This window comes from Acinetobacter sp. DMC2, assembly GCF_056314305.1.
The window spans coordinates 1-23,937 of record NZ_JBQUYP010000007.1 but is presented as its reverse complement, the minus strand read 5'-3'; the positions used below and the strand labels follow the sequence as shown (position 1 = coordinate 23,937).

The 23,937-nt window shown below is 38.6% G+C and carries 26 protein-coding genes, 1 tRNA gene and 2 pseudogenes; 22 read left to right on the top strand and 7 right to left on the bottom strand.

Annotated features, from left to right (window positions below):
- Window positions 1–95: 95 nt before the first annotated feature.
- Window positions 96–182, bottom strand: a tRNA-Leu gene (locus tag ACT53H_RS15330).
- Window positions 183–364: 182 nt separating this feature from the next.
- Between ACT53H_RS15330 and queA the strand changes: the two genes are divergently transcribed.
- The 8 genes and pseudogenes from queA (at window position 365) to secF (ending at window position 8,909) form a co-directional block, all read left to right on the top strand.
- Complete coding sequence (queA, locus tag ACT53H_RS15325; protein WP_151964284.1) at window positions 365–1,402, top strand: tRNA preQ1(34) S-adenosylmethionine ribosyltransferase-isomerase QueA; 1,038 nt, start codon at window positions 365–367, stop codon at window positions 1,400–1,402.
- A gap of 85 nt (window positions 1,403–1,487) precedes the next feature.
- On the top strand, window positions 1,488–2,489 hold the full coding sequence (locus ACT53H_RS15320) for a hypothetical protein (RefSeq protein WP_476009577.1): 1,002 nt from the start codon (window positions 1,488–1,490) through the stop codon (window positions 2,487–2,489).
- Window positions 2,490–2,585: 96 nt separating this feature from the next.
- A pseudogene (locus ACT53H_RS15315) lies at window positions 2,586–3,614 on the top strand (hypothetical protein).
- An 84-nt stretch (window positions 3,615–3,698) separates the two neighbouring features.
- Window positions 3,699–4,268: a LemA family protein gene (locus ACT53H_RS15310; protein WP_476009576.1), complete on the top strand. Its 570-nt coding sequence runs from the start codon at window positions 3,699–3,701 to the stop codon at window positions 4,266–4,268.
- A gap of 153 nt (window positions 4,269–4,421) precedes the next feature.
- The gene (gene tgt, locus ACT53H_RS15305; protein WP_174739419.1) at window positions 4,422–5,555 is read left to right on the top strand and encodes a tRNA guanosine(34) transglycosylase Tgt; all 1,134 of its coding nucleotides are present in this window, start codon (window positions 4,422–4,424) and stop codon (window positions 5,553–5,555) included.
- A 97-nt stretch (window positions 5,556–5,652) separates the two neighbouring features.
- Window positions 5,653–5,982, top strand: a complete 330-nt coding sequence (gene yajC, locus ACT53H_RS15300; protein ID WP_003655131.1) for a preprotein translocase subunit YajC — start codon at window positions 5,653–5,655, stop codon at window positions 5,980–5,982.
- 51 nt (window positions 5,983–6,033) lie between these two features.
- The gene (gene secD, locus ACT53H_RS15295; protein ID WP_476009575.1) at window positions 6,034–7,935 is read left to right on the top strand and encodes a protein translocase subunit SecD; all 1,902 of its coding nucleotides are present in this window, start codon (window positions 6,034–6,036) and stop codon (window positions 7,933–7,935) included.
- An 8-nt stretch (window positions 7,936–7,943) separates the two neighbouring features.
- On the top strand, window positions 7,944–8,909 hold the full coding sequence (gene secF / locus ACT53H_RS15290; protein WP_081399420.1) for a protein translocase subunit SecF: 966 nt from the start codon (window positions 7,944–7,946) through the stop codon (window positions 8,907–8,909).
- 66 nt (window positions 8,910–8,975) lie between these two features.
- Here secF and coaBC read toward each other — a convergent pair whose 3' ends face one another.
- The gene (gene coaBC / locus ACT53H_RS15285) at window positions 8,976–10,229 is read right to left on the bottom strand and encodes a bifunctional phosphopantothenoylcysteine decarboxylase/phosphopantothenate--cysteine ligase CoaBC (protein ID WP_476009574.1); all 1,254 of its coding nucleotides are present in this window, start codon (window positions 10,227–10,229) and stop codon (window positions 8,976–8,978) included.
- 99 nt (window positions 10,230–10,328) lie between these two features.
- On the opposite strand from coaBC, the gene radC reads away from it, so the two are divergent.
- Entirely contained in the window at window positions 10,329–11,048 is a 720-nt protein-coding gene (radC, locus tag ACT53H_RS15280; protein ID WP_151964279.1) for a RadC family protein, read from the top strand.
- Between the two features lie 61 nt (window positions 11,049–11,109).
- Window positions 11,110–12,021 carry a bestrophin family protein gene (locus ACT53H_RS15275; RefSeq protein WP_151964278.1) on the top strand — a complete coding sequence of 304 codons (912 nt, stop codon included), beginning with the start codon at window positions 11,110–11,112 and terminating at the stop codon, window positions 12,019–12,021.
- Window positions 12,022–12,027: 6 nt separating this feature from the next.
- Here ACT53H_RS15275 and ACT53H_RS15270 read toward each other — a convergent pair whose 3' ends face one another.
- A complete protein-coding gene (locus ACT53H_RS15270) occupies window positions 12,028–12,879 on the bottom strand; it encodes a PHP domain-containing protein (protein ID WP_174758366.1) in 852 nt (283 codons plus the stop codon).
- Between the two features lie 44 nt (window positions 12,880–12,923).
- Here ACT53H_RS15270 and ACT53H_RS15265 point away from each other — a divergent pair, with 44 nt between their 5' ends.
- From ACT53H_RS15265 to mnmC, 4 genes are read left to right on the top strand one after another with little or no spacing between them, the layout of a single operon-like run.
- Window positions 12,924–13,538 (top strand): septation protein IspZ, encoded by a 615-nt coding sequence (locus ACT53H_RS15265; RefSeq protein WP_174758367.1) that lies wholly within the window; start codon window positions 12,924–12,926, stop codon window positions 13,536–13,538.
- 34 nt (window positions 13,539–13,572) lie between these two features.
- The gene (locus ACT53H_RS15260) at window positions 13,573–13,875 is read left to right on the top strand and encodes a YciI family protein (RefSeq protein WP_004789071.1); all 303 of its coding nucleotides are present in this window, start codon (window positions 13,573–13,575) and stop codon (window positions 13,873–13,875) included.
- A gap of 4 nt (window positions 13,876–13,879) precedes the next feature.
- Window positions 13,880–14,344: an SH3 domain-containing protein gene (locus ACT53H_RS15255; protein WP_004789069.1), complete on the top strand. Its 465-nt coding sequence runs from the start codon at window positions 13,880–13,882 to the stop codon at window positions 14,342–14,344.
- 23 nt (window positions 14,345–14,367) lie between these two features.
- Window positions 14,368–16,251: a bifunctional tRNA (5-methylaminomethyl-2-thiouridine)(34)-methyltransferase MnmC2/FAD-dependent 5-carboxymethylaminomethyl-2-thiouridine(34) oxidoreductase MnmC1 gene (gene mnmC / locus ACT53H_RS15250; RefSeq protein WP_476009573.1), complete on the top strand. Its 1,884-nt coding sequence runs from the start codon at window positions 14,368–14,370 to the stop codon at window positions 16,249–16,251.
- Between the two features lie 38 nt (window positions 16,252–16,289).
- Here the strand turns inward: mnmC and ACT53H_RS15245 are convergent, their stop codons facing one another.
- The gene (locus tag ACT53H_RS15245; RefSeq protein WP_002116171.1) at window positions 16,290–16,604 is read right to left on the bottom strand and encodes a rhodanese-like domain-containing protein; all 315 of its coding nucleotides are present in this window, start codon (window positions 16,602–16,604) and stop codon (window positions 16,290–16,292) included.
- 91 nt (window positions 16,605–16,695) lie between these two features.
- Here ACT53H_RS15245 and ACT53H_RS15240 point away from each other — a divergent pair, with 91 nt between their 5' ends.
- The 3 genes from ACT53H_RS15240 (at window position 16,696) to ACT53H_RS15230 (ending at window position 18,296) form a co-directional block, all read left to right on the top strand.
- On the top strand, window positions 16,696–17,184 hold the full coding sequence (locus ACT53H_RS15240) for a YajQ family cyclic di-GMP-binding protein (RefSeq protein WP_004789065.1): 489 nt from the start codon (window positions 16,696–16,698) through the stop codon (window positions 17,182–17,184).
- Window positions 17,185–17,219: 35 nt separating this feature from the next.
- Window positions 17,220–17,714 (top strand): DUF4442 domain-containing protein, encoded by a 495-nt coding sequence (locus ACT53H_RS15235; protein WP_004789063.1) that lies wholly within the window; start codon window positions 17,220–17,222, stop codon window positions 17,712–17,714.
- A gap of 75 nt (window positions 17,715–17,789) precedes the next feature.
- Complete coding sequence (locus tag ACT53H_RS15230; protein WP_174728727.1) at window positions 17,790–18,296, top strand: nuclear transport factor 2 family protein; 507 nt, start codon at window positions 17,790–17,792, stop codon at window positions 18,294–18,296.
- Between the two features lie 63 nt (window positions 18,297–18,359).
- Here ACT53H_RS15230 and ACT53H_RS15225 read toward each other — a convergent pair whose 3' ends face one another.
- The 3 genes from ACT53H_RS15225 to ACT53H_RS15215 are packed head-to-tail and all read right to left on the bottom strand — an operon-like array spanning window position 18,360 to window position 20,112.
- The gene (locus ACT53H_RS15225) at window positions 18,360–18,776 is read right to left on the bottom strand and encodes an acyl-CoA thioesterase (protein ID WP_151964273.1); all 417 of its coding nucleotides are present in this window, start codon (window positions 18,774–18,776) and stop codon (window positions 18,360–18,362) included.
- 1 nt (window position 18,777) lies between these two features.
- Window positions 18,778–19,215, bottom strand: coding sequence for a thioredoxin TrxC (trxC, locus tag ACT53H_RS15220; RefSeq protein WP_238612514.1), 438 nt, complete (start codon window positions 19,213–19,215; stop codon window positions 18,778–18,780).
- Window positions 19,216–20,112, bottom strand: a complete 897-nt coding sequence (locus ACT53H_RS15215; protein ID WP_005309502.1) for an alpha/beta hydrolase — start codon at window positions 20,110–20,112, stop codon at window positions 19,216–19,218.
- Between the two features lie 189 nt (window positions 20,113–20,301).
- Between ACT53H_RS15215 and ACT53H_RS15210 the strand changes: the two genes are divergently transcribed.
- The 5 genes and pseudogenes from ACT53H_RS15210 to ACT53H_RS15190 form a co-directional block, all read left to right on the top strand.
- A complete protein-coding gene (locus ACT53H_RS15210; protein WP_002116083.1) occupies window positions 20,302–20,637 on the top strand; it encodes a protein tyrosine phosphatase family protein in 336 nt (111 codons plus the stop codon).
- A gap of 154 nt (window positions 20,638–20,791) precedes the next feature.
- Window positions 20,792–20,896 (top strand): lipoprotein, encoded by a 105-nt coding sequence (locus ACT53H_RS15205; protein ID WP_371864353.1) that lies wholly within the window; start codon window positions 20,792–20,794, stop codon window positions 20,894–20,896.
- Window positions 20,897–21,002: 106 nt separating this feature from the next.
- Window positions 21,003–22,199: a hypothetical protein gene (locus tag ACT53H_RS15200; RefSeq protein ID WP_476009572.1), complete on the top strand. Its 1,197-nt coding sequence runs from the start codon at window positions 21,003–21,005 to the stop codon at window positions 22,197–22,199.
- Between the two features lie 81 nt (window positions 22,200–22,280).
- The gene (locus ACT53H_RS15195; RefSeq protein WP_476009571.1) at window positions 22,281–23,651 is read left to right on the top strand and encodes a dihydrolipoyl dehydrogenase; all 1,371 of its coding nucleotides are present in this window, start codon (window positions 22,281–22,283) and stop codon (window positions 23,649–23,651) included.
- Between the two features lie 18 nt (window positions 23,652–23,669).
- A pseudogene (locus ACT53H_RS15190) lies at window positions 23,670–23,753 on the top strand (TIGR04219 family outer membrane beta-barrel protein); the annotation flags it as partial.
- Between the last annotated feature and the right edge of the window lie 184 nt (window positions 23,754–23,937).

Below are 23,937 nucleotides of genomic sequence, written 5' to 3'. Positions count from 1 at the left end.
ATACCGTTAAAAAACATAAACGCCAGAAACGACAAAGCCCCAAGCCTTTGATATATAAGGCTTGGGGCTTTGGAGAATCTAATAGATTCTGAATATGGTCCCGAGGGTCGGACTCGAACCGACACGTCATCTCTGACAGCGGATTTTGAGTCCGCCGCGTCTACCAATTTCACCACCTCGGGAGAGGAAGTATGTTTGTGTTGCGTATATTAGCGCGTTTGTAAAACTTGTCAAACCCTAAGTGAATATTATCGTTCACTTTTAGATCACTTAAACATTTTTCATGATTTAGGCCATAAGCACAGCCATAAAAAAGCTAAAAAGTTTATACTAGGCCCAATTTTTGCGGTGTTTTTTTCTAAATATGCAACTGTCTGACTTTTCCTTTGAATTACCTGATGAACTTATTGCCCGTTACCCTCTTGAATCACGTAGTGCTTCACGATTGTTACACCTAGACTCAAAGGGTCAATATCACGATCACATGTTCACAGACATTATCGATCTGTTCGAAGAAGGTGATCTGTTAGTGCTCAATGATACAAAAGTCATGAAAGCACGACTTAAAGGGAAACGCTCTACAGGCGGTGCTATCGAGATTTTGGTTGAGCGTATGCTGAACCACACCACAGCGTATTGTCATATTAAATCAAGCAACTCGCCTAAAGCAGGTGCCGAACTTTATGTCGGTACTGATAACATTCCTGTAATTGTACGTGGTCGTCACGAAAATTTATTTGTGGTTGAGTTTTCACAGCCAATTTTGCCTGTACTTGAGCAATATGGTCAGCTACCTATTCCGCCTTACTTTAACCGTGAAGCAGAAGAAATCGACACAGAACGTTATCAAACGGTTTTCCATAATCCAGAAAAAATTGCCAGTGTTGCAGCACCTACCGCAAGCTTGCATTTTGACGAAGAGTTATTAGCAAAGTTAGAACAAAAAAATGTTCGAAAAACCTTTGTGACTTTACACGTTGGTGCTGGCACATTTATGCCAGTTCGAACTGATGACATTACCAACCATGTCATGCACAGCGAGTGGTGTGATGTACCTCAAGAAACGATTGATTTAATTTTAGCGACTAAAGCACGCGGCAATAAAGTGATTGCGGTTGGTACAACAGCAACACGTGCTTTAGAAAGTGCCGCACAAGCTCATGGCGGTAAAATCGCGGCTTGGACTGGTGACACTCAAATCTTTATCTATCCGGGCTATGAGTTCTGCATCGTAGATCGTTTAATTACTAACTTCCATTTACCAGAGTCTACTCTGCTCATGTTGGTGTCAGCGCTATCAAATCGAGTCAACATTTTGGCTGCCTATGAACATGCAGTTAAAAGCCGCTATCGTTTCTTTAGCTATGGCGATGCAATGTTGATTGATAAATTAGAAATTTAAAAACCAAGGCTGGGTTAAATCTTATAAGTTGATCCGAGGTTTAACCCAGCTGATCCAACTACAATTTCGACTAATAATAAAATTTATGAAACTGCTTTTTCAAAAAATTCAAAGTGCTTTTGACAACCAAAATACACATAACAAAATTACTTTAAGAAATATTGAGGCATTAAGAGATTTACTTAATCAGCAATTACCTCCCGAAATACTTATTCATTCATTAAAAAATTGGACAGGCACCCAACAACTTGATATTCGAAATTATATTTTTTGGAATGCTACAATTTTCGCCTTGGTTTGTATGACATTAGGCTTTTTGATTTCGATCTACTTCTTCCCTTTCGCCATTCTTGCGATCTTTTATGGTTTTTACCATAGAGCATCGACGGCCGAACTGATTTGCCTACTTCAAGATATCCAAATTTATTATTATGAACATAAATATAATTTCAAATTTGCAACTGAAGATAACCTACCAAAAGAAGGAACATCAGCTTCAGACTTTCCTTTGTTTAAGTTAGGCAATCAACAAAATTCAGTTTTAACTGCAATACACGGCAAGTGGCAAGTAAGAGAAACAATTCATCCATATAAAATCTTTAGATACCATTATATCAATCGAGAGATGGCCTATAATTCAAAAGGTAAATGGGAACTAAAAGATGTTAGCTATAATTTATACGGCGTCATTTTAGAAAATTTTCCAGTTCGTGGAGTCAGTATTTCAAGTAAACAGAAAAAGGCTTGTCGCTTAGGAGTAGCTTGGGAATCAAGTGATATCCGTTTTAATCAAAAATACCAACAGAGCGGAATTAATGAATTGGAGTTGGTAAAATTTTTAAGCCCTGACCGTTTGTTATTATTAGAAAAAATGTTGGAAGATTTCCCGGGCGATTTCTATGTACACCCTGAAACATCTGCATTATGTTGGCTCTCTAATGTAAATCTTTTACGCCAACAAAGTTTATATGGCGCTAGGGTACGCGAGCTTGCTGAATGTCTTGAAACACTTTCAATGCCAGAGTTTGAGCAGTTTGCAAATATATTGCAGAATTTTATTGATGAAACTCAAATACCGAAATCATAAAAGTAATTATTTATTTAGAACTTATTTCTATTTATCTCTTTCAATTTAAAAGATAATCTAGAAATAGCTCTTTATGATAATGAACTTATTACTTCCATGCCAATCGATACTGTACAAGAAGCTCTTCATATAAGACGTAAAAAAAATACACAGGTTTTTCGCAATATTGCTCGACTTTGGGATGCTGGACAAAAATCTCATTCAGCCCAAGATCTTTTAGATGCTTTACATCCGTGGCGTGAAGATCACAACCTTCGCTTTTTTAATGTGCTCCCCTACTTACTCGCAATTTTCAGCATCACAATATTGGCCTTTGGCTATTTTCTTCATCCGCATATTCAATATATTTGGAGCTTTTTAGGCACATTTTTAACAGGGTTTCTGGCGTATTTACTCTATTAATCTCAGGAACCTTTAACGCAAGTCATTGGTTATCTAGAACAGCGCATGGTGATATTGCGTTATGGTTTACAATTTCAGCAGTTACCAGCTTATCTTCCCATTCATGCTCAGCCAGTTTTAGTTCTGAGCAAATTAAAACAGTATTTCCCACTGTTTAACCGAGGGACTGAATCTAATGAAATTACCCAATATGCTTCGGTCACATGGAACGATGGCGTAACAGATCATCAAGTCTTGCTGTTTCAATATCATTACGTTAATGAAATACCGATTATTCAAGATCAAAGTAGCGATAAAAAAATTATAAAAGAAATTCATAAAGACCTATGGGGCGCTTTTATATTTGAAATGCCTGCCCTAGGTATTGCTGTCAGCAATCAGCGTTCTCGGTTTTTTGCACCCTACAGCAGTAAATGGCAAAGTAGTGATATTTTGATTAACCAAGAACTTAATGTTTTTGGGGTTAATCAACATCAGTTAGCCAAAGAAGTCAGCCCAAGTCTAACTTTAAAATTACATGACTTTTTTCAGCACTTTACAGGTGATTTAATTTATCATCACGAAGAACAAATTTTGTGTTATCTGGGCGAGCAAAATCTTTTTCAGACCACCAGTAAGCAAAGTGAAATTCATGATGTTTCAGCATTACGTGGGCACTTGCGTACCATGACCATGCCGCAATATGAAAAATTTCAGCAAGTAATGTTGAACTTAATTAAATAAATCTCTCGTATTACTTAACTGGTGACTCATTAAAAAATGAGAAGTCAAAAGGTACACTGAGGGAATAACAATAAGGAACTGACCATGACTGGTTTATTTATTTTTCTGGGGATTTTTGTTGTACTGATCGTCTGGGGCGTTCACATCCGTAATACCATCGTACGTTATTACAATGCGACCAAACGCGCTTGGTCCGAGGTTGCCAATTTCGAACGTCAAAAGGTAAAGACGTTAGAGGCGCTTGAGACAACACTTAATCAATATACTCATTTTGAAAAATCGACATTAGAGAAAGTCACTGAATTACGTCAGCAAATTCTTAATTTAAATGTGAATAACACTGATATTTCTCAACTCCAACAAATCGAGAAAATGAGCAAAGAACTGATTCGTAGCTTAAATGTTGTTGTTGAAAACTACCCTGAGCTTAAAGCCGATTCACTCTATAGCAAAATGATGGATGACATTCAGGAACAAAACGAAAATGTAGGTGCTGCGATTAGTATCTTTAACCGTAATGTTGAGCTATTCAACAACCAGATTGAAGTATTCCCTAACAATCTCATCAATACATTAACTTTATCCAAGAAAGCGATTCGTCCTTTTAAGGATAATCTTGTTAATGAAAATTTTGACTATAAACCTAATTTTTAATAGGAAAAAAACAGCAACTAACCTGTCGGAAATTTTATCTATTTTATAGCCAGCTACATTTAGTAGTAGAACTACATCGCAGAATCAAGGAAAATAGCTCTCTTTTTAGCAGCGAACTGTTTCTTCGCCTCTGCTCGTGTTCAGGATTTTTAGATGAAGTTTGAAAAATTAGGTCAGTCGGGGCGCGCCCGTCGTGGTCGTTTAACTTTAGAGCATGGTGTTGTTGAAACACCTGTTTTTATGCCAGTGGGGACTTACGGCACAGTCAAAGGTATGTTACCGCGTGATATCGAAGACATTCAGGCACAAATTATTTTAGGAAATACCTTCCATTTATATTTGCGTCCAGGTCTTGAAGTGATTAAAGAACACGGCGGTTTGCATAACTTTATTAAATGGGATAAGCCAATTTTGACTGACTCTGGCGGTTTCCAGGTTTTTAGTCTTGGCGCAATGCGCAAAATCAAAGAGGAAGGTGTTACTTTCCGCTCGCCGATTGATGGTTCAAAAGTGTTTTTATCGCCTGAAATTTCTATGGAAATTCAGCAGGTATTGAACTCTGACATCGTCATGATTTTTGATGAATGTACACCTTATCCTGCAACGCATGAAGAAGCACAAAAATCATTGCAGCTTTCTTTACGCTGGGCAAAACGTTGTAAAACCCATCATCATGATGAACTCCAAAATAAGAATGCATTATTTGGCATTATTCAAGGCGGTATGTATGAAGACTTACGTGATGAGTCTTTAAATGGCCTTCTTGAAATTGGATTTGATGGTTATGCGATTGGCGGCTTATCTGTAGGTGAGCCTAAAGAAGAGATGATCAAAGTTTTAGATTATCTACCAAGCAAAATGCCGCAGGACAAACCGCGATACTTGATGGGCGTTGGTAAACCAGAAGATATCGTTGAAGCGGTGCGCCGTGGTGTCGATATGTTCGACTGTGTAATGCCAACCCGTAATGCGCGAAACGGTCATTATTTTGTCACTGATGGTCTGGTACGTATTCGTAATAGTAAATATCGTCATGATCAAAGCCCGCTCGATCCGCATTGCGATTGCTACACATGTAAAAACTTTACCCGTGCTTATCTATTCCATCTTGAAAAATGTGGAGAGATGTTAGCGTCTATGCTCGGTACCATTCATAACTTACGTTATTACCAACGTTTAACTGAAGGTATGCGTGATGCATTAGAGAATGGCACATTTGATGAATTTGTTCAGGACTTTTATGCCCGTCGTGGTTTAGAAGTTCCACCATGTCCGGTTGATGAATAAGCCCGATTTGCGCTCAACCTCAAGACAAGGTAAATTGCAAAACGAATTAGGATTATGTCAGGTATCTGACTCATATTTTTAACTTTAGGAAATCAAAATGAGCTTTTTAATTTCTGCTGCACATGCAGCTCCGGCAGCTGGCCCAACTACAGGTATTTTGCCAAACATCTTGATGATTGTCGTATTCGTTGCAATCTTTTATTTCTTAATTTGGCGCCCTCAAGCAAAACGTGCGAAAGAGCACCGTTCTTTAATCGAGAGCTTAGGTGTAGGTAGTGAAGTTGTGTTCGCTGGTGGTTTAATGGGCAAAGTGACCAAAATTGAAGGTGACTATGCAGTTGTTGAACTTAGCCGTGGTGTAGAAGTAAAAATTCAGCGTGCCAGCGTAATTTCAGTATTACCTGAAGGCACTCTAAATAACCTTTAATCATAAAACAGTCGTGCTTTAGCACGGCTTTTTCATTTAAGAAGAAAGCGAATGCGTTACCCTGCATGGAAATATTTACTGATTCTGGTTGTTCTGGTAATCAGTACATTATACGCACTGCCTAGTCTATATCCGGATGAGCCCGCCGTTCAAATTTCCGGTGCCAAAGCTGGCACCCAAATTGATCAAAGTGTGGTGCAAAAAGCAGAGCAAATTTTAAAAACAGCAAATATTGCAAGTCACGATAATACTTTTACAAATAATGCTGCCCTCTTGCGTGTCAGCTCTTCTGAAGCGCAGTTGAAAGCAAAAGAAGTATTACGCCGTGACTTAGGTGATCAATATGTTGTCGCCCTAAACCTTGCACCAACCACACCGGAATGGTTGCAAAAGATTGGCGCAAAACCAATGAAACTTGGTTTGGACTTACGTGGTGGTGTCCACTTCTTGCTTGAAGTAGATATGGACAAAGCCGTTGCCCAACGTATGGAAACCTCTGCCACCGATTTGCGTCGTCAGTTCCGTGAAAACAAAATCAAATTTAATAGTCTTGCATTAACAAACAATGTAATCACTGTTCAATTTGCTGACAATGCTGACCGTGATGCAGCAATGGATTTTTTACGTCGTAATGGGAATGAATATACTCAACAGGCATTAGCAAGCTCTACAGGTTCTACTTTAAAGCTTACTTATACCGATGTACGTCGCCAAGAAATCCAGTCATATGCGGTGAATCAAAACTTAACAACATTACGTAATCGTATTAACGAACTTGGTGTTGCAGAAGCATTGGTCCAAAGTCAGGGTAGTAACCGTATTGTCGTTGAATTACCGGGTGTGCAAGATACAGCTGAAGCTAAACGTGTTTTAGGCCGTACTGCAAACCTCGAATTCCGTTTAGTTTCTGACTCAAATGATCAATATATTGACCCATATACAGGTAAATATAATGGTCAACCTTTACCTCCGGGTACAGAAGTTTTTGCTTATGAGTCTTTAGACAGCGGTCGTCAACTTTTGTTGCAACGTAACCGTATCTTGACTGGTGAGCGTGTTCAAAATGCAAGCTCTGGCTTTAGCCAAGACTCTGGCGGTGCCGAAGTAAATATTACCCTCGACAGTGCTGGCGGCAAGCTGATGTCCGATGCAACTCGTAATGCTGTTGGTAAACGCATGGCGGTATTGTTCATCGAGAATAAGCAAAAAATTACTTATGTCACAGATCCTAAAACTGGTGCACAAACAGAAGTTCGTACTCCATACACTGAATCTGTAGTTATTAATGCTGCAACAGTTCAGGCCGTTTTAGGTTCAACTTTCCGTATTACTGGCTTAAGTTCTCCTCAAGAAGCATCAGAACTTGCATTAATGTTACGTGCAGGTGCTTTGGCTGCGCCAATGTACTTTGTTGAAGAACGTGTGGTTGGTCCAAGTCTTGGTCAAGAAAACATTGATAAAGGCGTATTATCAACTCAAATCGGCTTCTTGCTTGTTGCAATCTGGATGGTCGTTTTCTTCCGTGTGTTCGGTTTAATTGCTAACTTTGCACTCGTTGTTAACTTGGCAATGATTTTAACTGTCATGTCATGGATTGGGGCTTCCCTCACCTTACCGGGTATTGCCGGTATCGTTATTACTATTGGTATGGCTGTCGATGCGAACGTATTGATATGTGAGCGTATTCGAGAAGAAATGCTCTGGGGAGCATCGCCCAAACAGGCCATCGTGGCCGGTTATGATCGAGCCTATAACACGATTTTTGACTCGAACTTAACAACGTTCCTTGTTGCTTTCATTTTGTTTGCAATTGGTACAGGCCCGATCAAAGGTTTCGCCGTAACATTAATGATTGGTATCGTGTGTTCGATGTTTACTGCAATTACAGTGACTCGTGCAATTGTCCAAATCATTTATGGTAAACGCCGTAATTTGAAAAAGTTGAGCATTTAAGGAGATCGATGATGACTAAAGTGACTCAACAAGATTCAAAACAATATGGACGTCCGGATGATGCAAAAATCATCCCGTTCATGAAGATTGCTAAACCTGCGGCAATCTTCTCGATCCTGATTACGTTAGCGAGTATTTTCTTTATTGCGACTAAAGGTCTTAACTTAGGTTTGGACTTTACAGGTGGTGTTTCAGCTGAGCTTAACTATGCTCAACCAGCCAATCAGTCAGAAGTTATTCAAGCACTCGACAAAGCTGGTTTTAAAGATGCTGTAGTACAGACACTTGGTAGTAATAAAGACTTACTTGTGCGCATGCCAGTACAAGAAGTTAAGGTTGAAGACCTTACAAATGCCATCACCAAGGCTGTACAGTTGCCAAATAATACCGCAGAAGTTCATAAAGTAGACTCTGTAGGGGGTCAAGTAGGTAACGAGCTTTATGTTCGCTCTGCTGGTGCTGTTGCGCTTGCTCTTATTTTAATGTTGATTTACGTGACGATCCGTTTCGAGTTTAAACTCGCGATGGGTGCCGTGATGTCTTTATTCCACGACATCATCATTATTATTGGTGCTTTTGCATTATTCCAGTGGCCGTTTGACCTTACAGTTTTAGCTGCGGTACTTGCTGTTATTGGCTTCTCGCTTAACGATAACATTGTAGTGTCAGACCGTATCCGTGAAAATTTCCGTAAAATTCGCGGTGCGACTCCTCGTGAAATCGTCGATATTGCTTTAACCGAAACTTTACGTCGTACCATTCATACATCAATGACCTTATTGCTAGTCGTTCTAGCAATGATGTTCTTAGGTGGTGATGGTCTACACTGGTTCGCTGTGGCAATGTTTGTTGGTGTTTTTGTAGGTACTTACTCTTCAATTTATATCGGTACAGCTTTCGCCTTATGGCGTGGTCTTAATCGTCAGGACTTCATCGTTCAGGTTAAACCTGAATTTGAAGATGACATTCCTTAAGTTAGATAAAGTAAGACATATAAAAAAACCGCGATTAATTCGCGGTTTTTTTATTTAAAACATATATCATTTACGGCGCAATGCATCCGAAATTGCTTCAACCAACTGTTGAGAAATTTCTTGCTTAGATGCTTTCTCTAACTCACGCTTTTTCATGTGGTAGTTTTTAGCAAAGAAAACTGTCATCGCATTTTCATCAGAAGCAAAACCAATATCTGCACGTGATACATCATTGCATGCAATCATATCTAGTTTTTTAGCGATCAGCTTTCCTGCCGCATATTCTTCAACATTTTGTGTTTCAGCTGCAAAGCCCACCATAAATGGGCGTTTTTCCTGACCCGCAATGGTTGCCACAATATCCGGATTTTTTACAAGGGAAACATTCAACTCATCCCCTGCCTTCTTAATTTTATGCTCGGCAACTTCTGCTACGCGATAGTCAGCGACTGCGGCGGTTGCAATGAAGATATCGCAGCCTGTTTCTAACGAGTCCATACTGATATCTAACATCTGTCTTGCAGAGGCAACATTTACACGTTTTACACCATTCGGTGTATCCAAACTTACAGGCCCAGCAATCAAAGTCACTTGTGCACCAGCAGCGTAACAAGCAGCAGCTAAAGCAAATCCCATTTTACCAGTACTGTGGTTCGAGATATAACGAACAGGGTCAATTGCTTCACGCGTTGGCCCAGCGGTAATAACAACTCGCTTACCTGCCAACAACCCAAATTTTTCAGCAATTGCACGTTGAGCCTGATGGAAATATCCAGCGACTTGCCTTGTAATTTCTTCTGGCTCTGGCATTCGGCCTAAACCAACATCACCACACGCTTGCTCACCCGCATCTGGCATGATCACATGCACACCATCTTCAACCAAAGTTTGTAGGTTTCGCTGAGTTGCTTTGGCTGCCCACATTTGCTGGTTCATGGCAGGTGCAACCCAAACAGGAGATTTTGTTGCCAAAAACACTGTACTGAGCAAATCATCTGCTAAACCATTAGCAAATTTTGCCAATGTGTCACAGCTTGCAGGTGCGACTAGTAATAAATCAGCCCAACGTGCTAATTCAATATGTCCCATTCCAGCTTCAGCCGCAGGGTCTAAAAGTTCAGTATGAACTGGATTCCCAGAAAGAGCCTGAAAAGTTAGTGGGGTAATAAATGCCTGAGCACCATGTGTCATGACTACACGCACATCAAAGCCATAATCTTTGAGGCGGCGGACTAAGATGGCACTTTTATAGGCAGCAATTCCGCCAGTAACAGCTAAAACAATGTTTTTATGAGGAATAACACTTAGATCAAAGCTCACGAACAGGATACCTTACTGTTGCAGTGGCGCTCACAATAGCATTAAATACGCGCAGACCCAAGATTGATTGGGCAAACAAAATAAAATTTTAAGCGAATTATGCTGGGGAATATGAATACTTCTATTAAAAATTGGCCCGAACAAGAGCGGCCAAGAGAACGGTTATTGCAACAAGGCCCTCAAAGTCTCTCTGATGCGGAGCTATTGGCGATTTTTCTTCGCTCAGGTTCAAGGCAACATTCAGCAGTCGAATTATCACGTTTACTCATTCAACACTTTGGTAGCCTAAATGCAGTGTTTGATTCATCGTTAAGTGAATTAACTCAATTTAATGGAATTGGAGCAACGAAATACTCTCAATTACTGGCAGTTAAAGAACTTGGACGGCGTTATCTCGATCATCACTTCCACAAGAATAATCTTAGTCTTCACTCTTCGGATTTAGTTTTAGATTATTTACGCTATGAATTAAAAGGTGAAAAACAAGAAGTCTTTGCCGTGCTGTGTCTAGATCCAGAATTAAGAAAGCTTCATTTTAAAAAGCTATTTTTTGGTTCAATGCAGCATTGTGCTGTCTCGGTCAATCAAACTTTACGATACGCCTTACAACAACATGCTTGCCAACTCGTTATTGCACACAATCATCCATTTGGTTCAGCGCAGCCTTCTGCCGAAGATATTACCTTAACTCAGCAACTCGAACATGCCTGCCAACTTGTTGAAATACGGCTCCTAGATCATTTTATTATCTCCCCGGAAGGAAGCTTTTCATTTGCTGAACAACAACTGCTCAACCCCGCAACAAGATCAGTTCAATAATATTGACAAAGCTTAACTAAGCCTAGAAGATCAAAACAAAAATAGTGATGCTTAAAATAAAATGATTGTTCGTGATCAACCTAGTATTTTCAAAGTTTTATTCTCTTGGCGAGGAACGATTTTACCTAAAATTCTTCCCTCTCTAGGTGTTGTTATGTTGATCTCGTCAATCATTGGTGGCGTGGAATATATCAATCTATACCGCTTTCCAGAAATTCCTTTAGTTGGCTTTACGCTCATTGGTGTCGTACTTTCTATTTTCTTAGGATTTAAAAATACTGCATGTTATGACCGTTGGTGGGAAGCCCGAAAATTATGGGGTGTTTTAATTGCAACTTCGCGCCATTTTGACCGTGACTGTCGTATTTTAACTCAAGCTCGTCGAGAGCGTGTTATTCAGCATGTGATTGTTTTTGCTAATGTGTTACGTGATCGTTTACGTCGTCAGACTGCGAACCCAACTGAGTTAATTCAAACCAGTGGTATGAGTCAGCAAGCACTCACCCAACTCTATCAGCAAAATAATGCCCCTCAGTACACGTTGAGCCTTATTCACTGGGAATTATTACAAGCGCTTAAAGAGGGTGAAATCTCTGACATCATCTATGCGCAAATGAATAAAAATGTTTCAGATTTAAGTGTCGTACAAACTGGCTGCGACCGAATCGCTAATACACCTATTCCATTTGCCTATTCAGTTTTGCTCAATCGTACTGTCTATTTTTTCTGTTTTATGTTGCCGTTTAGTCTGGGTTCTTTGCTTGGTTTAGCGACACCGCTTCTGGTTGGAATTTTGGCATATACATTCTTAGGACTTGATGCACTAAGTTCGGAAATTGAAGAGCCGTTCGGAACTCAAAGTAATGATTTACCTTTAGATGCGATGGTACGTAGTATCGAAATTGAGCTTTTAGGAACTTTGGGTAAACCTACCCCACCACCAATTCAGGCTCAAGATAACAATTTGCTCTAAAGTCTCTTAGAGAAAACGTTCCCAAATACCTTGCTGATTAGCCGTTGGTTTAGGTGTATTTCCCAGTTTAATCCATGGCATATTTTCACCATGAAAATCACTGCCAATCGATACAGCTAATTGATATTGCTCAATCATCCGATCGACCATCTGGCGAGTAGATAACGTTTCCATGGGTGGAGGTAGCTCAATTGCATCTCCACCTGAAGTTGCGAACAATTCAATTAAATATCGAATGTTAGTTGCGGATAAATCATAACGAGTTGGGTGAGCTAAAACCGCCAGCCCTTTACTTTCATGGATCACATCAATTGTTTCTTTTAATCCTAACCCTTCAAACTTAACAAAGGCACGTCTTCCCTCTTTTAAGAAACGATCAAATGCTTGTTGAGGGCGGCTTACAATATTCTTCTCGACCAATGTTTTAGCAATGTGAGTTCTTGTCACACGGTCAGCCTGATCTTCAACTTTGGCAAGAACATCTTCATAAATTTGAAAACCAATACATTTTTCTAATAAATCGCAAATGACTTTAGCTCTTTGCGCCCTAACTCTTTTTTGTTGTTCTAATGCTTCTAAAATTGGGGCTTCATCTTGCATGTTTAAAGCAACAATATGTACGCCATAACTTTTTTTGGTTGTTGGGCGTGACCACTGACTCGAAATCTCAGTACCAGAAATGATTTTTAAATCATGACCTTGTGCTGCAATTCTAGCTCGCTGCAATCCATCCATTGTATCGTGATCAGTTAAAGCCAAAGTATGCAAATTCACATCAATAGCAGCTTGCACCAGTAATTCCGGAGACAAAGTTCCATCAGAAATATTGCTATGTGTATGTAAATCTATGCCTTGCATCTTTTATACTATGCCATTCACCAAACCTGATCAGATACTCTAACATGAAAGCACTTCTGGACTTTGTTCCATTAATTATTTTCTTCTATTTATATAAAACAGTTGATCCAGCTAACGCACAGCATCCTTTACTTAAACTGATCGGGTCTGCTGGTGGTGCAGATAATAATAATATTCTTGTAGCAACTACTGGTCTAATTATTTCAATGCTCGTGGTATATGGTGCCCTATTTGTTTTCCAAAAATTCCGTCTAGATAAACAACAATGGTTTGTATTGTTTATGACTGTGATTTTTGGTGGCATCACTCTTATGCTAAGTGATGATTTCTATATTCGTCTAAAAGCTGCAATTTTGAATTTGGTTTTTGCAGGCGCATTCTTGGTTTCACCTTGGTTTGGTAAAGATCGTAAGCCACTCATACGACGTTTATTTGATCCTATTTTAGACTTAAGTGAAAAAGGTTGGAAAAATCTAAATTTCGCTTGGGCAGTCATGTTTGTGGTGATGTCTTGTTTGCATGTGTTCTTTGCATTTTTATTTCATGGCGGAAAATATTGGGGTGAATTCACTGCATTTGGTGACATGATTGTGATGTTTTCATTTATCATTATTCAGTTCATTATTTTACGTAAACATTTTAAGTCACCTGAAGCTTAAAATGATTCCTGATTGATTACAGAGATACGATCACATGCCTTTTTTTGTTCTAAGCTGTACCGATAACGAAGGAACTCTAGAGAAGCGCTTAGCAATACGCCCTCAGCATATCGAACGTTTACAAAAACTTGATGATGAAGGTCGTCTTGTTACAGCGGGTGCTATGCCAAAAGATCCTAATGATCCACAAGCAGGCTTCTATGGTAGTACCATGATTGTTGAGTTCGACAGTCGCGAAGCATTAGACGAATGGTTAAAAGAAGAACCATTTCTCAAAGAAGGCATTTACGCTCATATTGATGTAAAACCGTTTAATAAAGCATTTCCAAAAGGGTAATCATATGCACCCTGCAATCAAAAGCTTTCTTGGCTTGTGTTTGATCTGTTCAACTGCTAGTGCAGTTGAACCTGCTGCCACACCAGCAACGACTCCTCCAAGTGCGCCTTCAACTCAGGCTGCGAATCAACCAGTTCCAACAGCTTCTACAACGGTGTCGACCGCAACAAAACCACTCACGGCTGAGCAACTTGCAAAGAATAAACAACAGCAAGATGCGAAAATCAAAGCTTTAGTTCAAGATCAGGCATCTCGCTTAAAACAGTTAGAACATGCCAATCTTGAAGCACTCGCTCAGAACCAAGAGCTACAGTTAAAAAACGACAGCCTCTCTGTTCAGGTTCAAGTCTTACAAAGCGAACGTAGTGCGCAAATGTTTTTATATGGTGCGGTTACCTTAGCGGGTGGCGTATTGCTAGGATTCTTTATCGCTAGTTATATCCATACAAAACGTCGACGTCAGTGGTAAATCCAAGCAATCTATTAAACCAAATGAACGTATCAAACCGTATCCAAACAGCAGAACTGGATTGGGAATTAATCGATGGTATCGAAGTTCCCATTTCCAAACAATTTGGTGATGTCTATTTCTCTAAAGATAATGGCTTACTTGAAACACGACATGTTTTTCTAAATGGTAATGACTTATCAGAACGCTTAGCCCATCTAAAAGATTTTGAATATTTCAGTGTAGGAGAAACCGGTTTTGGTACGGGTTTAAACATTCTTGCACTTTGGCAACTTTGGCAACAAGTTCGTCCAGATAATCAAAGTCATTTACATGCAATTAGTGTTGAAAAATTTCCATTAAGTAAAGCTGACCTTATTCGTGCTTTAAATGTCTGGGATGAGCTTAAACCACTTGCAGAGCAGTTAATTGAACAATATCCGCTCCCTATTGCTGGATGTCATCGCTTAACTTTTCCTAACGAGCGTTTTAGCATCGACCTATGGCTAGGAGATGCACAAGACATTTTCCCAAACATAGCGAAAACTAAATCAGTGAATGCTTGGTTTTTAGATGGCTTCGCGCCCTCTTGCAATCCAGAGCTGTGGGAACAAAATGTTTTAAACCATATTGTTCGTCTTTCTGACTATGGCAGCACATTTTCCTCTTTTAGTGTCGCGGGTGTTTTAAAACGTGGGCTAAAAGCACATGGTGTTAGTATTTCTCGTCCACGTGGTTTTCGGCATAAACGGGAAATGCTCAAAGCTATCTGGAATCCATCTCAATCTGATGATGAATCCTCACAATCAGACCAAGTTCAGCCATTGGATAATGAACAGCAGCATATTACGATTATAGGAGCTGGTGTAGCAGGTTTAACTACGGCGTGGGCATTTGCAGCACGCGGGCATCAAGTCACCTTATATGAGCAAACAGAAGCATTATCTGGCGCTTCTGGAAACCCTTTGGCATTGCTTAATCCTAAACTATGTCCGATTGAACAAAGCCATGAACATCTCATGACTTTAAGTTGGCAACATGCCTTAAATTTTTATAAAAATTTTCAAGCATTCCGTCCACTTCAAATACAACAAATCGCATTGAAAAATGCGGATGAACTTCTCGATCTTGTAAACCAATATCCAGCAGAAGTTGTTACCCACTCAACAAACTCACTTGAAACCGCATATTCTAGCATTTCACTAACCGAAGCGGGTTCTGTTTCACCACATCAACTACGTGATGAAATTTTACAACACCCTTTAATTGCTCTAAAAATTGCCCATGTCACAGCACTGGTTCCTTTTGAAAATAAAGTGCAATTGCATACTGATAATGAGGTTATTGCTGAGGCAGACCATGTTGTTGTGTGCTGTGCTCGGGGAAGTGCTGCTTTATTTGAAAGCTATCCAAAGTTAAAACCAATACGCGGACAAGTGAGTTGGGTTAATAATTCTTTTGCTCCCCTGCCTTTAAATGAAGCTTATAGCTATGGTGGGTATTGCATGCAACTTGATGCTTCACAGATGATTTTAGGTGCATCTTTTTACCCAAATCGTGAAGATGAAGATGTGCTTCCCGAAGACCATGTGCATAACTTTGAATTAATCCACAGTGTATTCCCTGCATATGCAGAAAAGTTACCATCCACTTCGACATGGCAAGGCCGTGCATCTATCCGTGCACAAAGCTTAGATTATTTTCCTCTTGTTGGAAAAATGCTTGAGAATAGTCGAATTGCTACTTTTGCAGGTCTTGGTTCTAAGGGCTTTCTATTTGCTCCGCTATGCAGCGAGATCTTGGTTGCCCAGATATTAGGAGAGGCTTGCCCAGTACCGGACAGCTTATTACAAAAACTGAATCCACAAAGATTTCAAAAAAAAGTAAAACCTAAAAAGCCGTATTTCAAACCACACAAACCGCAATAGTTCTCTTCAATAAAAAAGCACCCTAGGGTGCTTTTTTTTTATGCGCCCTGCTCTAGAGGCAAGCCAGCATCACGAGCTGCACGTGTCCCCCCCATCAGCACGACATATTCACGCGAGGCATCCAATCCTTCTAGTTTCTCAGCTGCACGAGGAGCTTTGCTACCACCACCACATAAAATATAAATCGGCTGACCCGCAGAGACCTGGTTCAAAATATCAGCATTCAAATCATTAATCGGGCGATTCACCGCACCTTTAACATGCCCTTCTGCATAAGCATTAGTATCACGGACATCCCAGATAACAGCATTTTCTGGGAATTCAAATGTTGTAATTTCTTGTTTACGGATCATTGTGCACTCCTTTGATGTAAACAACACTTGGCAAATGAAGAAAACCCTCTTAGCATCTCAAATATTCTTTCACTTTGTAAAGGTCTAAACTATGCCTTCTTTCGATATTGTCTCTGAATTAGAGTTATTTGAGGTTAATCATGCTGTACAAAACACACAAAAAGAGATTGCAACACGCTTTGACTTCCGTGGTCATGATGTTTCAGTCGAAATAAACGAAAAAAATAAAGAAATTAAAATCAGTACAGAAAGTGATTTCCAGTGTGAACAAGTTTACAACATGTTAGAAAATCACTTTTATAAACGTAAAATTGATGTACAAGCACTTGATCCACAAAAAGCTGCTGCTTCAGGCAAAAATTTTGTACAAGTAATTAAACTTAAAGACGGTCTTGACTCAGATACTGCAAAAAAAATTAATAAAGCCATTAAAGAAAGTGGCGTTAAAGTGCAATCTTCTATCCAAGGCGACAAAATTCGTGTAACAGATAAAAAGCGTGACACTTTACAACAAGTCATGAATTTTTTACGTGAACAGCAATTTGGTGTGCCATTACAGTTTAATAACTTTAAAGATTAATCTCTTTTCGTGACATTCAAAGCTAAGGTAATTCCATGTCTCAATCCAATCGTCTATCAAAACTGGTAAAAGCGACTTCAAAATTCCCTAAAGGTATTCGGAGCACGCTTTGGAGCAAGGCGTTTGGTCGTATCGTGCCAATGGTTGGTACAGCAAATATCCGCTATCTGGAAGTAGACTCAAACCACGTTACAGTCCGTTTAGAAAACCAGAAAAACATGCAGAATCATATTAAAGGAGTACATGCTGCGGCGATGGCTCTTTTAGCAGAGACTGCAACAGGTTTTCTAACGGGTTTACATATTCCTGATAACCGCATTTTATTAATCAAATCATTGCATGTAGATTATTTAAAAGTGGTTGAAGGTGGTTTGACTGCTACAGCAACATTGTCTGCTGAACAGCAAAAGTTTATTGCAGCTAATGAGAAAGGTGAACTTGTGATTCCGGTTACAGTCATTGATGATGCAGGCAATGAACCAATCCAGTGCCAGATGCTGTGGGCATGGTTACCTAAACGTAAGAAATAATAACTAATCTAAAGTATTTTTAGATTTTTATTTGCCTCAAGATATAAAAATTATTTTTTGTATCTTGAGGTCAAAATGAAAAAAATACTGATTCTTTCCTCTTTATTTACCAGTTTAATATTTACAACAATAACGACTCATGCGACTGAACCTCACGTTAAAACCAGTAAATTAACTTCGACCAAATCAGAAGCGATAGATAAAGTAAGCGCTCAAAACAAAAAAATAGTCATCGACTTTTATGAAGGCGTCTTTTTAAAACATAAAGTCAGAGAATATGCAGACCGTTATATTGGTCAACAATATATTCAGCACAATCCTAATGTGCCAGATGGGAAAGCACCTTTTGTTAATTTCTTCACTGAAAAATTCCAAAAGAATCCTCAAGCTAAAAATGAGATTAAACGTGCGATTGCTGAAGGTAATCTTGTCGTTTTACATGTCCATTCGACTGAAAATGAAAAAGATCGAGGAAGAGCGATTATTGATATATTTCGTGTCGAAAATGGAAAAATCGTAGAACATTGGGATGTAATACAAAATATTCCTGAGCAAAGCAAAAATACCAATACGATGTTTTAATTCTAAAAATGAGTTCTTTGTCTAAATTAAAGCCTGAATACTGATATTCAGGCTTTATACGTTTTATTGAGTATCTAAAAACTTTTGTCTTGCTTCTTCGGGTATTTGACGCTTATTACCTTTTACATCCACTGCTACAAAGGTAAAGACCCCTTCAGTAATACGAATTGGCGCACGAGAGTCATCATGACTATCCCAAACTTCAATTTGCATCTGAATAGAAGTATTTCCAACTTTTAAGATTTTGGTATAGCAGCTAATGACAAAGCCAACCTTTACCGGAACCAAAAAGGTCATTTGATTAATGGAAATCGTAGCACAACGGCCACGACTGAAACGTTCTGCGTGAATTGCTCCAGCTAAGTCCATTTGTGACACAATCCATCCACCAAACACATCACCACTCCAGTTTGTATCTGCTGGCATGGCAATCGTTTGTAAGGATAAAATTCCTTCTGGTTTGGTATAAGCTTCTGACACCTTAGCTCCCGAAATTCGTTTGAAGTTGTTGATCGAGCCACTGCTGCAATTCAGGCGCACGTAATGCACCGCTAATACGCGCGACCTCTGTCGTTTTATTCATTAAGACAAGTGTCGGAATACTTCTCACATGAAAAGCTTGGCTCAAGCGAGGAGATTCTTCGGTATCAATCTTGGCAAAAATAACGCCTGGATTCTGTTTTGCGACCTGCGCAAAATGTGGAGCCATCATTTTACAGGGTCCGCACCATTCTGCCCATAAATCTATGAGAATAGGTAAATCACTATTCGTGATGTAGTTACTAAAATTTTGCTCATTTAGTTCAATAGGTGCAAGCGCTAGTAATGGCTGATGACATTGCCCACAGCTTGGTTGCTCAGGAAGTTTTTCTTCCGGAACTCGGTTTTTAGCACCACACGATGCACATACAATAATCATTTACATCACTCCTATATGCTGATGTAAAAATTCTAATTGGGTTATCACTGCTTTTTCAAACCATGAACCGTGATAGATATCAAAATGTTTCATATCCCACTCATGATAACTCACAAAAGGTGCAATATTTGTCGCGGCTTCGCGACTGGACTCAATAGGAATAAGTGAATCTTTTTGGGCTGCAATAAATAAAACCGGAATATTAATCTGACGTACAACTTGAATTGGACGGTATCGCATCAAATTAAAGAAGACGCGAGCTGGGACTTCCCCGCTCCAATAATAGTCAGGATTCACAATCGATAGATAGCCATAATAACTATCTGCTGTAGGCATAAAGCATAAATTATGTTGATCAACCACAGGCAACCTCTTTGGATTAAGTCCCATTTTTGATCCCATATAATCCTGACTCGATAACTTCAATGCTTGAGGATAACGTTGCAAAGGATAGAGCTTGGCAGTTTCAGCGCCATCTACATAAGGAATTTGCACTAAAATTGCCTGAATATTCTTTAATTCAGAAGCTAGGCTTAGTGCATATCCGCCACTTAAAGAAGTTCCCCACAGTACAATCCTTCGGTTATCTACAAGCTTACAGGTCGAAGCATATTGAATAACGGTCTTCCAATCTTCTAATTGTGAATTGATTGAGACCATTTCTCTAGGCTTGCCAGTACTCCCACCCCAATATCGATAATCAAACAAAATAACAGCATAACCTGCTTGGGCGAACCGCTGAGCATATTGGATTAATTTAAATTGACGCAACGCAGCAAAACCATGGGCCATAATAATTACGGCAGATTTCTTATTTGTTTTAGGAATATAAAAATCAGCTGCGATCGTTTCCTGACCACATGGAACATATAAAGGCTCAACCGTATAAGCGTGCATATGTGCTCCGTTGAAATAAAATATGAATAACCAATTTTAAAATAGCGCGATGATCGTTTTTAAAATTTATAACTTAGCTATAAGACATAACTTTCTCAGTCAGAACAACACAAGAGTGTCTTGTATCTCAGGTTAAGCTTAATGCTATGATACAGCATAAGAGGTTTTGTTAAATTTTGGAGTGACGAAATGTCAGATAATGTTGGTTTCGCAGGTCAAATTGGTCCAGAGCATGTTGGCCAAGTTGTAGAAAAAGGATTTAAATCGATTATCAATAATCGACCAGATATGGAAGGTGGCCCAGAACAGCCTACAAGTGCTCAAATTGAAGAAGCAGCACGCCAAGTAGGTCTAGACTATGTTTATCAACCTGTTGTAGCTGGACAAATTACGGAACTCGATGTACGTACTTTTGCTAATCATTACAATGAGTTGCCAAAACCTGTACTTATGTTTTGCCGCACAGGAAACCGTTCAAATAATCTATATCAATTAGCAAAACAGATGGATTTATTAGACGACTAATTTTAAGAAATTAATATTCCATAAAACCCTATTTCTTCCTTAAAGTAGGGTTTTTTGATAACTTATTTTGTATATCTCTGCACGAATTCAACAGAACTAAAAATAATATTGATCTAAAGTATTTAAATCTTTTTTGAATCAATTATTAATTTTTATGAATAAATTTATATTCGCTCTTTTAAGCTGTTTAATTCTTACAGCATGCTCCTCAATGCAAGTAAAACCTACGGTTGGAGTAACTATGGGTACAAGAATTTAATTAGCTAATTGCTCATAAATATAATGAGCAACCTCATGAAATATATGTTATTTTATAAATCTAAAAAATTATTTTAAATAACTTATCATTTTAATTGGGGATAATGATGAAACTTACTCATGGGGTATGTGGGATTACTTTGGCTGCTTTTTTGACAGCTTGTGGTGGAGGTGGCGGTGATGGCTACTATAACCAAAATTCAAGTTCTGGCTCTACAACAACACCAACCACTCCATCACCAGATCAAGAATTGGCTACTTCTGTTTTAAATAGCGTAAAGCAAGAAGGAAAATATTTGTTTGGCGCCTATGATCTTAACGATGAAAAACTATCAAAAGGTTACATTGATCACGCACTAGATACCTTTGCTCAAGGTCCACTCAAGTTAACCTTAGATATTCGCAAAGTAGATCTTACCAAGTACTCCGACCACTATCGTGATAAATGCTTTATTAAAAGTACTACAGACTACCGCGCTTGCTATGTATTTAAAGGTGAAGAAATTAAAAGTTTACTCACTGGATATAGTGATTGGGACTTTGATATTACAGCAGATGATTTAAAAAATATTAAACTGGCGAATGACAATACATCTCCAAATTTAGAGGATTATCAATCAAATACCAGAATTTATATTTTTCAAAATGAAAATAATGATAAGAACTTCCAAGATGTAACAATTACTGGAGCCTTTGCATATCCATTCCAACAGTCATGGGGTCTTGAACAAACCAAACAAAAAAGATTCGTATTAATTAATTCAACAACAAGTGATTATAAAATCACTACATCGACTATTGTTCAAGATCCAGATACAGGTCAACCGACTGAAAAAGAAGTTACTACTGGTGCAATGAGTGTATATAAAGATAATACATCAACTGATGGTGATCTCTACGTAGTTCAGAGTGGTTCTGGTTTCAACGTACTTATTAATGATAATCCAAATGTTCCTTTTGCAGAGCCAATTTCATTCATTGTGAACTCTACTCCAGGCAATACGAACAATGCGACATATCAAGTGAAACTCAGTGGCAATCAAGTATTGAGTCTACCAAGTATTACTGGTATTGAAGGAAGTCGCGTTGAGAATCAATCTCCAACAACGAATGCACAAAAATTTAATGGCAGTGTTTATTTAGAAGGACCAAATATTTTCACTTTTAAACAGTCTCCGAATGGAACTGCATTAAATTTTAAACATATCATTAATGGTATAAGTATTGAAGGTCAATCTATTAATCAAAATGGGACTGTTTCAACCACTTTAAAAACACCTTTTATGCAAAAATTTACATTTTAAAGCTAATAATTAGAATCAAACCCTCTGTTCAAGAGGGTTTTTCTATATATTCTAAATATCTATTAAAATAGCTTAATGACAATGTTCGATATTATTATCATTGGCGCAGGTACTGCTGGTATTAGCGCATATAAAGAAGCCGTTAAACATACCAATAATATTTTAATTATAAATGATGGACCATGGGATACCACTTGTGCTCGTGTAGGTTGCATGCCAAGTAAAGTCCTCATCTCTACAGCAAACCGTATGTTTGACATTCAAAATGCTCAAGAGGTTGGTTTGGAGGTATCTGCAAAAATTAATACAGATCAAGTGATGCAGCACGTACAAACTTTACGTGATCGTTTTACGCAAGCAACTTTAAAAGATGTAGAACAATGGCCAACTGAACATAAAGTTTCTGGTAAAGCACATTTTATTGATGCACAGACTGTAGAAGTTAACGGGAAACCGTACCAATCAAAAAGTTTTATTCTGGCGGTTGGTTCAACTCCTAACTATGATCAAACCTGGAAGCAAGAACTTGGTAATCGACTTATAACAACAGATCAAATATTTGAGTTAAAAACACTGCCTAAATCTATTGCCGTCATTGGTAGTGGTGTGATTGCCCTTGAGATTGCTCAAGCAATGCATCGTTTAGGTGTAGAAACTACAATCTTTGCTCGTAGTAAACGAATTGGAGTACTTACTAGTTCTAGGCTTCAACAACTTGCGCAAAAAGAGCTAGGGAAAGAGTTAAAAATTCTCTTCGAGACTTTACCAAGTGAGGTTAAATGCAGTGAAGAAAACGCTGTATTAACTTACCAACTTGATGAAACAGAGAAAATTCTCAAAGTTGAATATGTTTTAGCAGCAACAGGCCGTACGAGTTTAATTGATACTCTAAAACTAGAAAATATTGATAACTCTTTTAAAGATATTAAGTTATTACCTATAAATACAAAAACCAAGCAGTTAGATACATATCCAATTTTTATCGTTGGTGATGCTTATACCTCAACACCACTGCAACATGAGGCAGCACATGAAGGGAAAAAAGTTGTTTATAACTGTTTGAATTATCCACAGGTTAATTCAGTTAAGACGCTTACCCCATTAGGAATTGTATTCAGTCATCCTGAAATGGCGATCGTCGGGCAAAGTTATAAACAACTAAAAGACAATGGTATAGATTTTATTACAGGTGAAGCCTCTTATGAACGACAAGGAAGAGCTATAGTTCTTGGGAAAAACAGAGGTGCGATTGAGGTTTATATAGAGAAAGAAAGTCAAAAACTTCTTGGTGCTGAATTATTTACAGAAGCAACAGAACATATGGCTCATTTATTAAGCTGGATAATAGGTGAGGAATTGACGTTAAATGACATTCTAGAGAAGCCATTCTATCACCCTACTCTAGAAGAAGGTCTTCGCACTGCTTTAAAACATGCACGCAGACAGTTATAAAGATAGTCTAATTAATTTAATATTGATTTAGAGGATTATCACAACAATGATCTTAAGTTTGAATTTAAGGGTCCGTATATCGGTTTAGAAGCCCATTTCTAACTTGGCACGGGCTCGAAATTTTCTTTCTTTATAAAAAAAGGACTCTAAGAGTCCTTTTTTATGGTCTTACTGCATTTAAATCAATTTATTAATTAATTTCCCATAAGGAAACACCCCGGCCTCTTTCGGGGTCGGGGTGTTTAAATAATGAGCTGGCGATGACTTACTCTCACATGGGAAACCC

Coding starts and splice junctions, on each gene's coding strand:
- ACT53H_RS15255 (WP_004789069.1), top strand. CDS start 13,880: ATGCACCCTGCAATCAAAAGCTTTCTTGGCTTGTGTTTGATCTGTTCA.
- ACT53H_RS15235 (WP_004789063.1), top strand. CDS start 17,220: ATGTCTCAATCCAATCGTCTATCAAAACTGGTAAAAGCGACTTCAAAA.
- ACT53H_RS15320 (WP_476009577.1), top strand. CDS start 1,488: ATGAAACTGCTTTTTCAAAAAATTCAAAGTGCTTTTGACAACCAAAAT.
- ACT53H_RS15200 (WP_476009572.1), top strand. CDS start 21,003: ATGAAACTTACTCATGGGGTATGTGGGATTACTTTGGCTGCTTTTTTG.
- ACT53H_RS15205 (WP_371864353.1), top strand. CDS start 20,792: ATGAATAAATTTATATTCGCTCTTTTAAGCTGTTTAATTCTTACAGCA.
- ACT53H_RS15310 (WP_476009576.1), top strand. CDS start 3,699: ATGACTGGTTTATTTATTTTTCTGGGGATTTTTGTTGTACTGATCGTC.
- radC (WP_151964279.1), top strand. CDS start 10,329: ATGCTGGGGAATATGAATACTTCTATTAAAAATTGGCCCGAACAAGAG.
- mnmC (WP_476009573.1), top strand. CDS start 14,368: ATGAACGTATCAAACCGTATCCAAACAGCAGAACTGGATTGGGAATTA.
- ACT53H_RS15215 (WP_005309502.1), bottom strand. CDS start 20,112: ATGCACGCTTATACGGTTGAGCCTTTATATGTTCCATGTGGTCAGGAA.
- ACT53H_RS15275 (WP_151964278.1), top strand. CDS start 11,110: ATGATTGTTCGTGATCAACCTAGTATTTTCAAAGTTTTATTCTCTTGG.
- ACT53H_RS15195 (WP_476009571.1), top strand. CDS start 22,281: ATGTTCGATATTATTATCATTGGCGCAGGTACTGCTGGTATTAGCGCA.
- ACT53H_RS15265 (WP_174758367.1), top strand. CDS start 12,924: ATGAAAGCACTTCTGGACTTTGTTCCATTAATTATTTTCTTCTATTTA.
- yajC (WP_003655131.1), top strand. CDS start 5,653: ATGAGCTTTTTAATTTCTGCTGCACATGCAGCTCCGGCAGCTGGCCCA.
- queA (WP_151964284.1), top strand. CDS start 365: ATGCAACTGTCTGACTTTTCCTTTGAATTACCTGATGAACTTATTGCC.
- ACT53H_RS15230 (WP_174728727.1), top strand. CDS start 17,790: ATGAAAAAAATACTGATTCTTTCCTCTTTATTTACCAGTTTAATATTT.
- secD (WP_476009575.1), top strand. CDS start 6,034: ATGCGTTACCCTGCATGGAAATATTTACTGATTCTGGTTGTTCTGGTA.
- tgt (WP_174739419.1), top strand. CDS start 4,422: ATGAAGTTTGAAAAATTAGGTCAGTCGGGGCGCGCCCGTCGTGGTCGT.
- ACT53H_RS15270 (WP_174758366.1), bottom strand. CDS start 12,879: ATGCAAGGCATAGATTTACATACACATAGCAATATTTCTGATGGAACT.
- ACT53H_RS15245 (WP_002116171.1), bottom strand. CDS start 16,604: ATGATCCGTAAACAAGAAATTACAACATTTGAATTCCCAGAAAATGCT.
- ACT53H_RS15240 (WP_004789065.1), top strand. CDS start 16,696: ATGCCTTCTTTCGATATTGTCTCTGAATTAGAGTTATTTGAGGTTAAT.
- secF (WP_081399420.1), top strand. CDS start 7,944: ATGATGACTAAAGTGACTCAACAAGATTCAAAACAATATGGACGTCCG.
- trxC (WP_238612514.1), bottom strand. CDS start 19,215: ATGATTATTGTATGTGCATCGTGTGGTGCTAAAAACCGAGTTCCGGAA.
- ACT53H_RS15210 (WP_002116083.1), top strand. CDS start 20,302: ATGTCAGATAATGTTGGTTTCGCAGGTCAAATTGGTCCAGAGCATGTT.
- ACT53H_RS15260 (WP_004789071.1), top strand. CDS start 13,573: ATGCCTTTTTTTGTTCTAAGCTGTACCGATAACGAAGGAACTCTAGAG.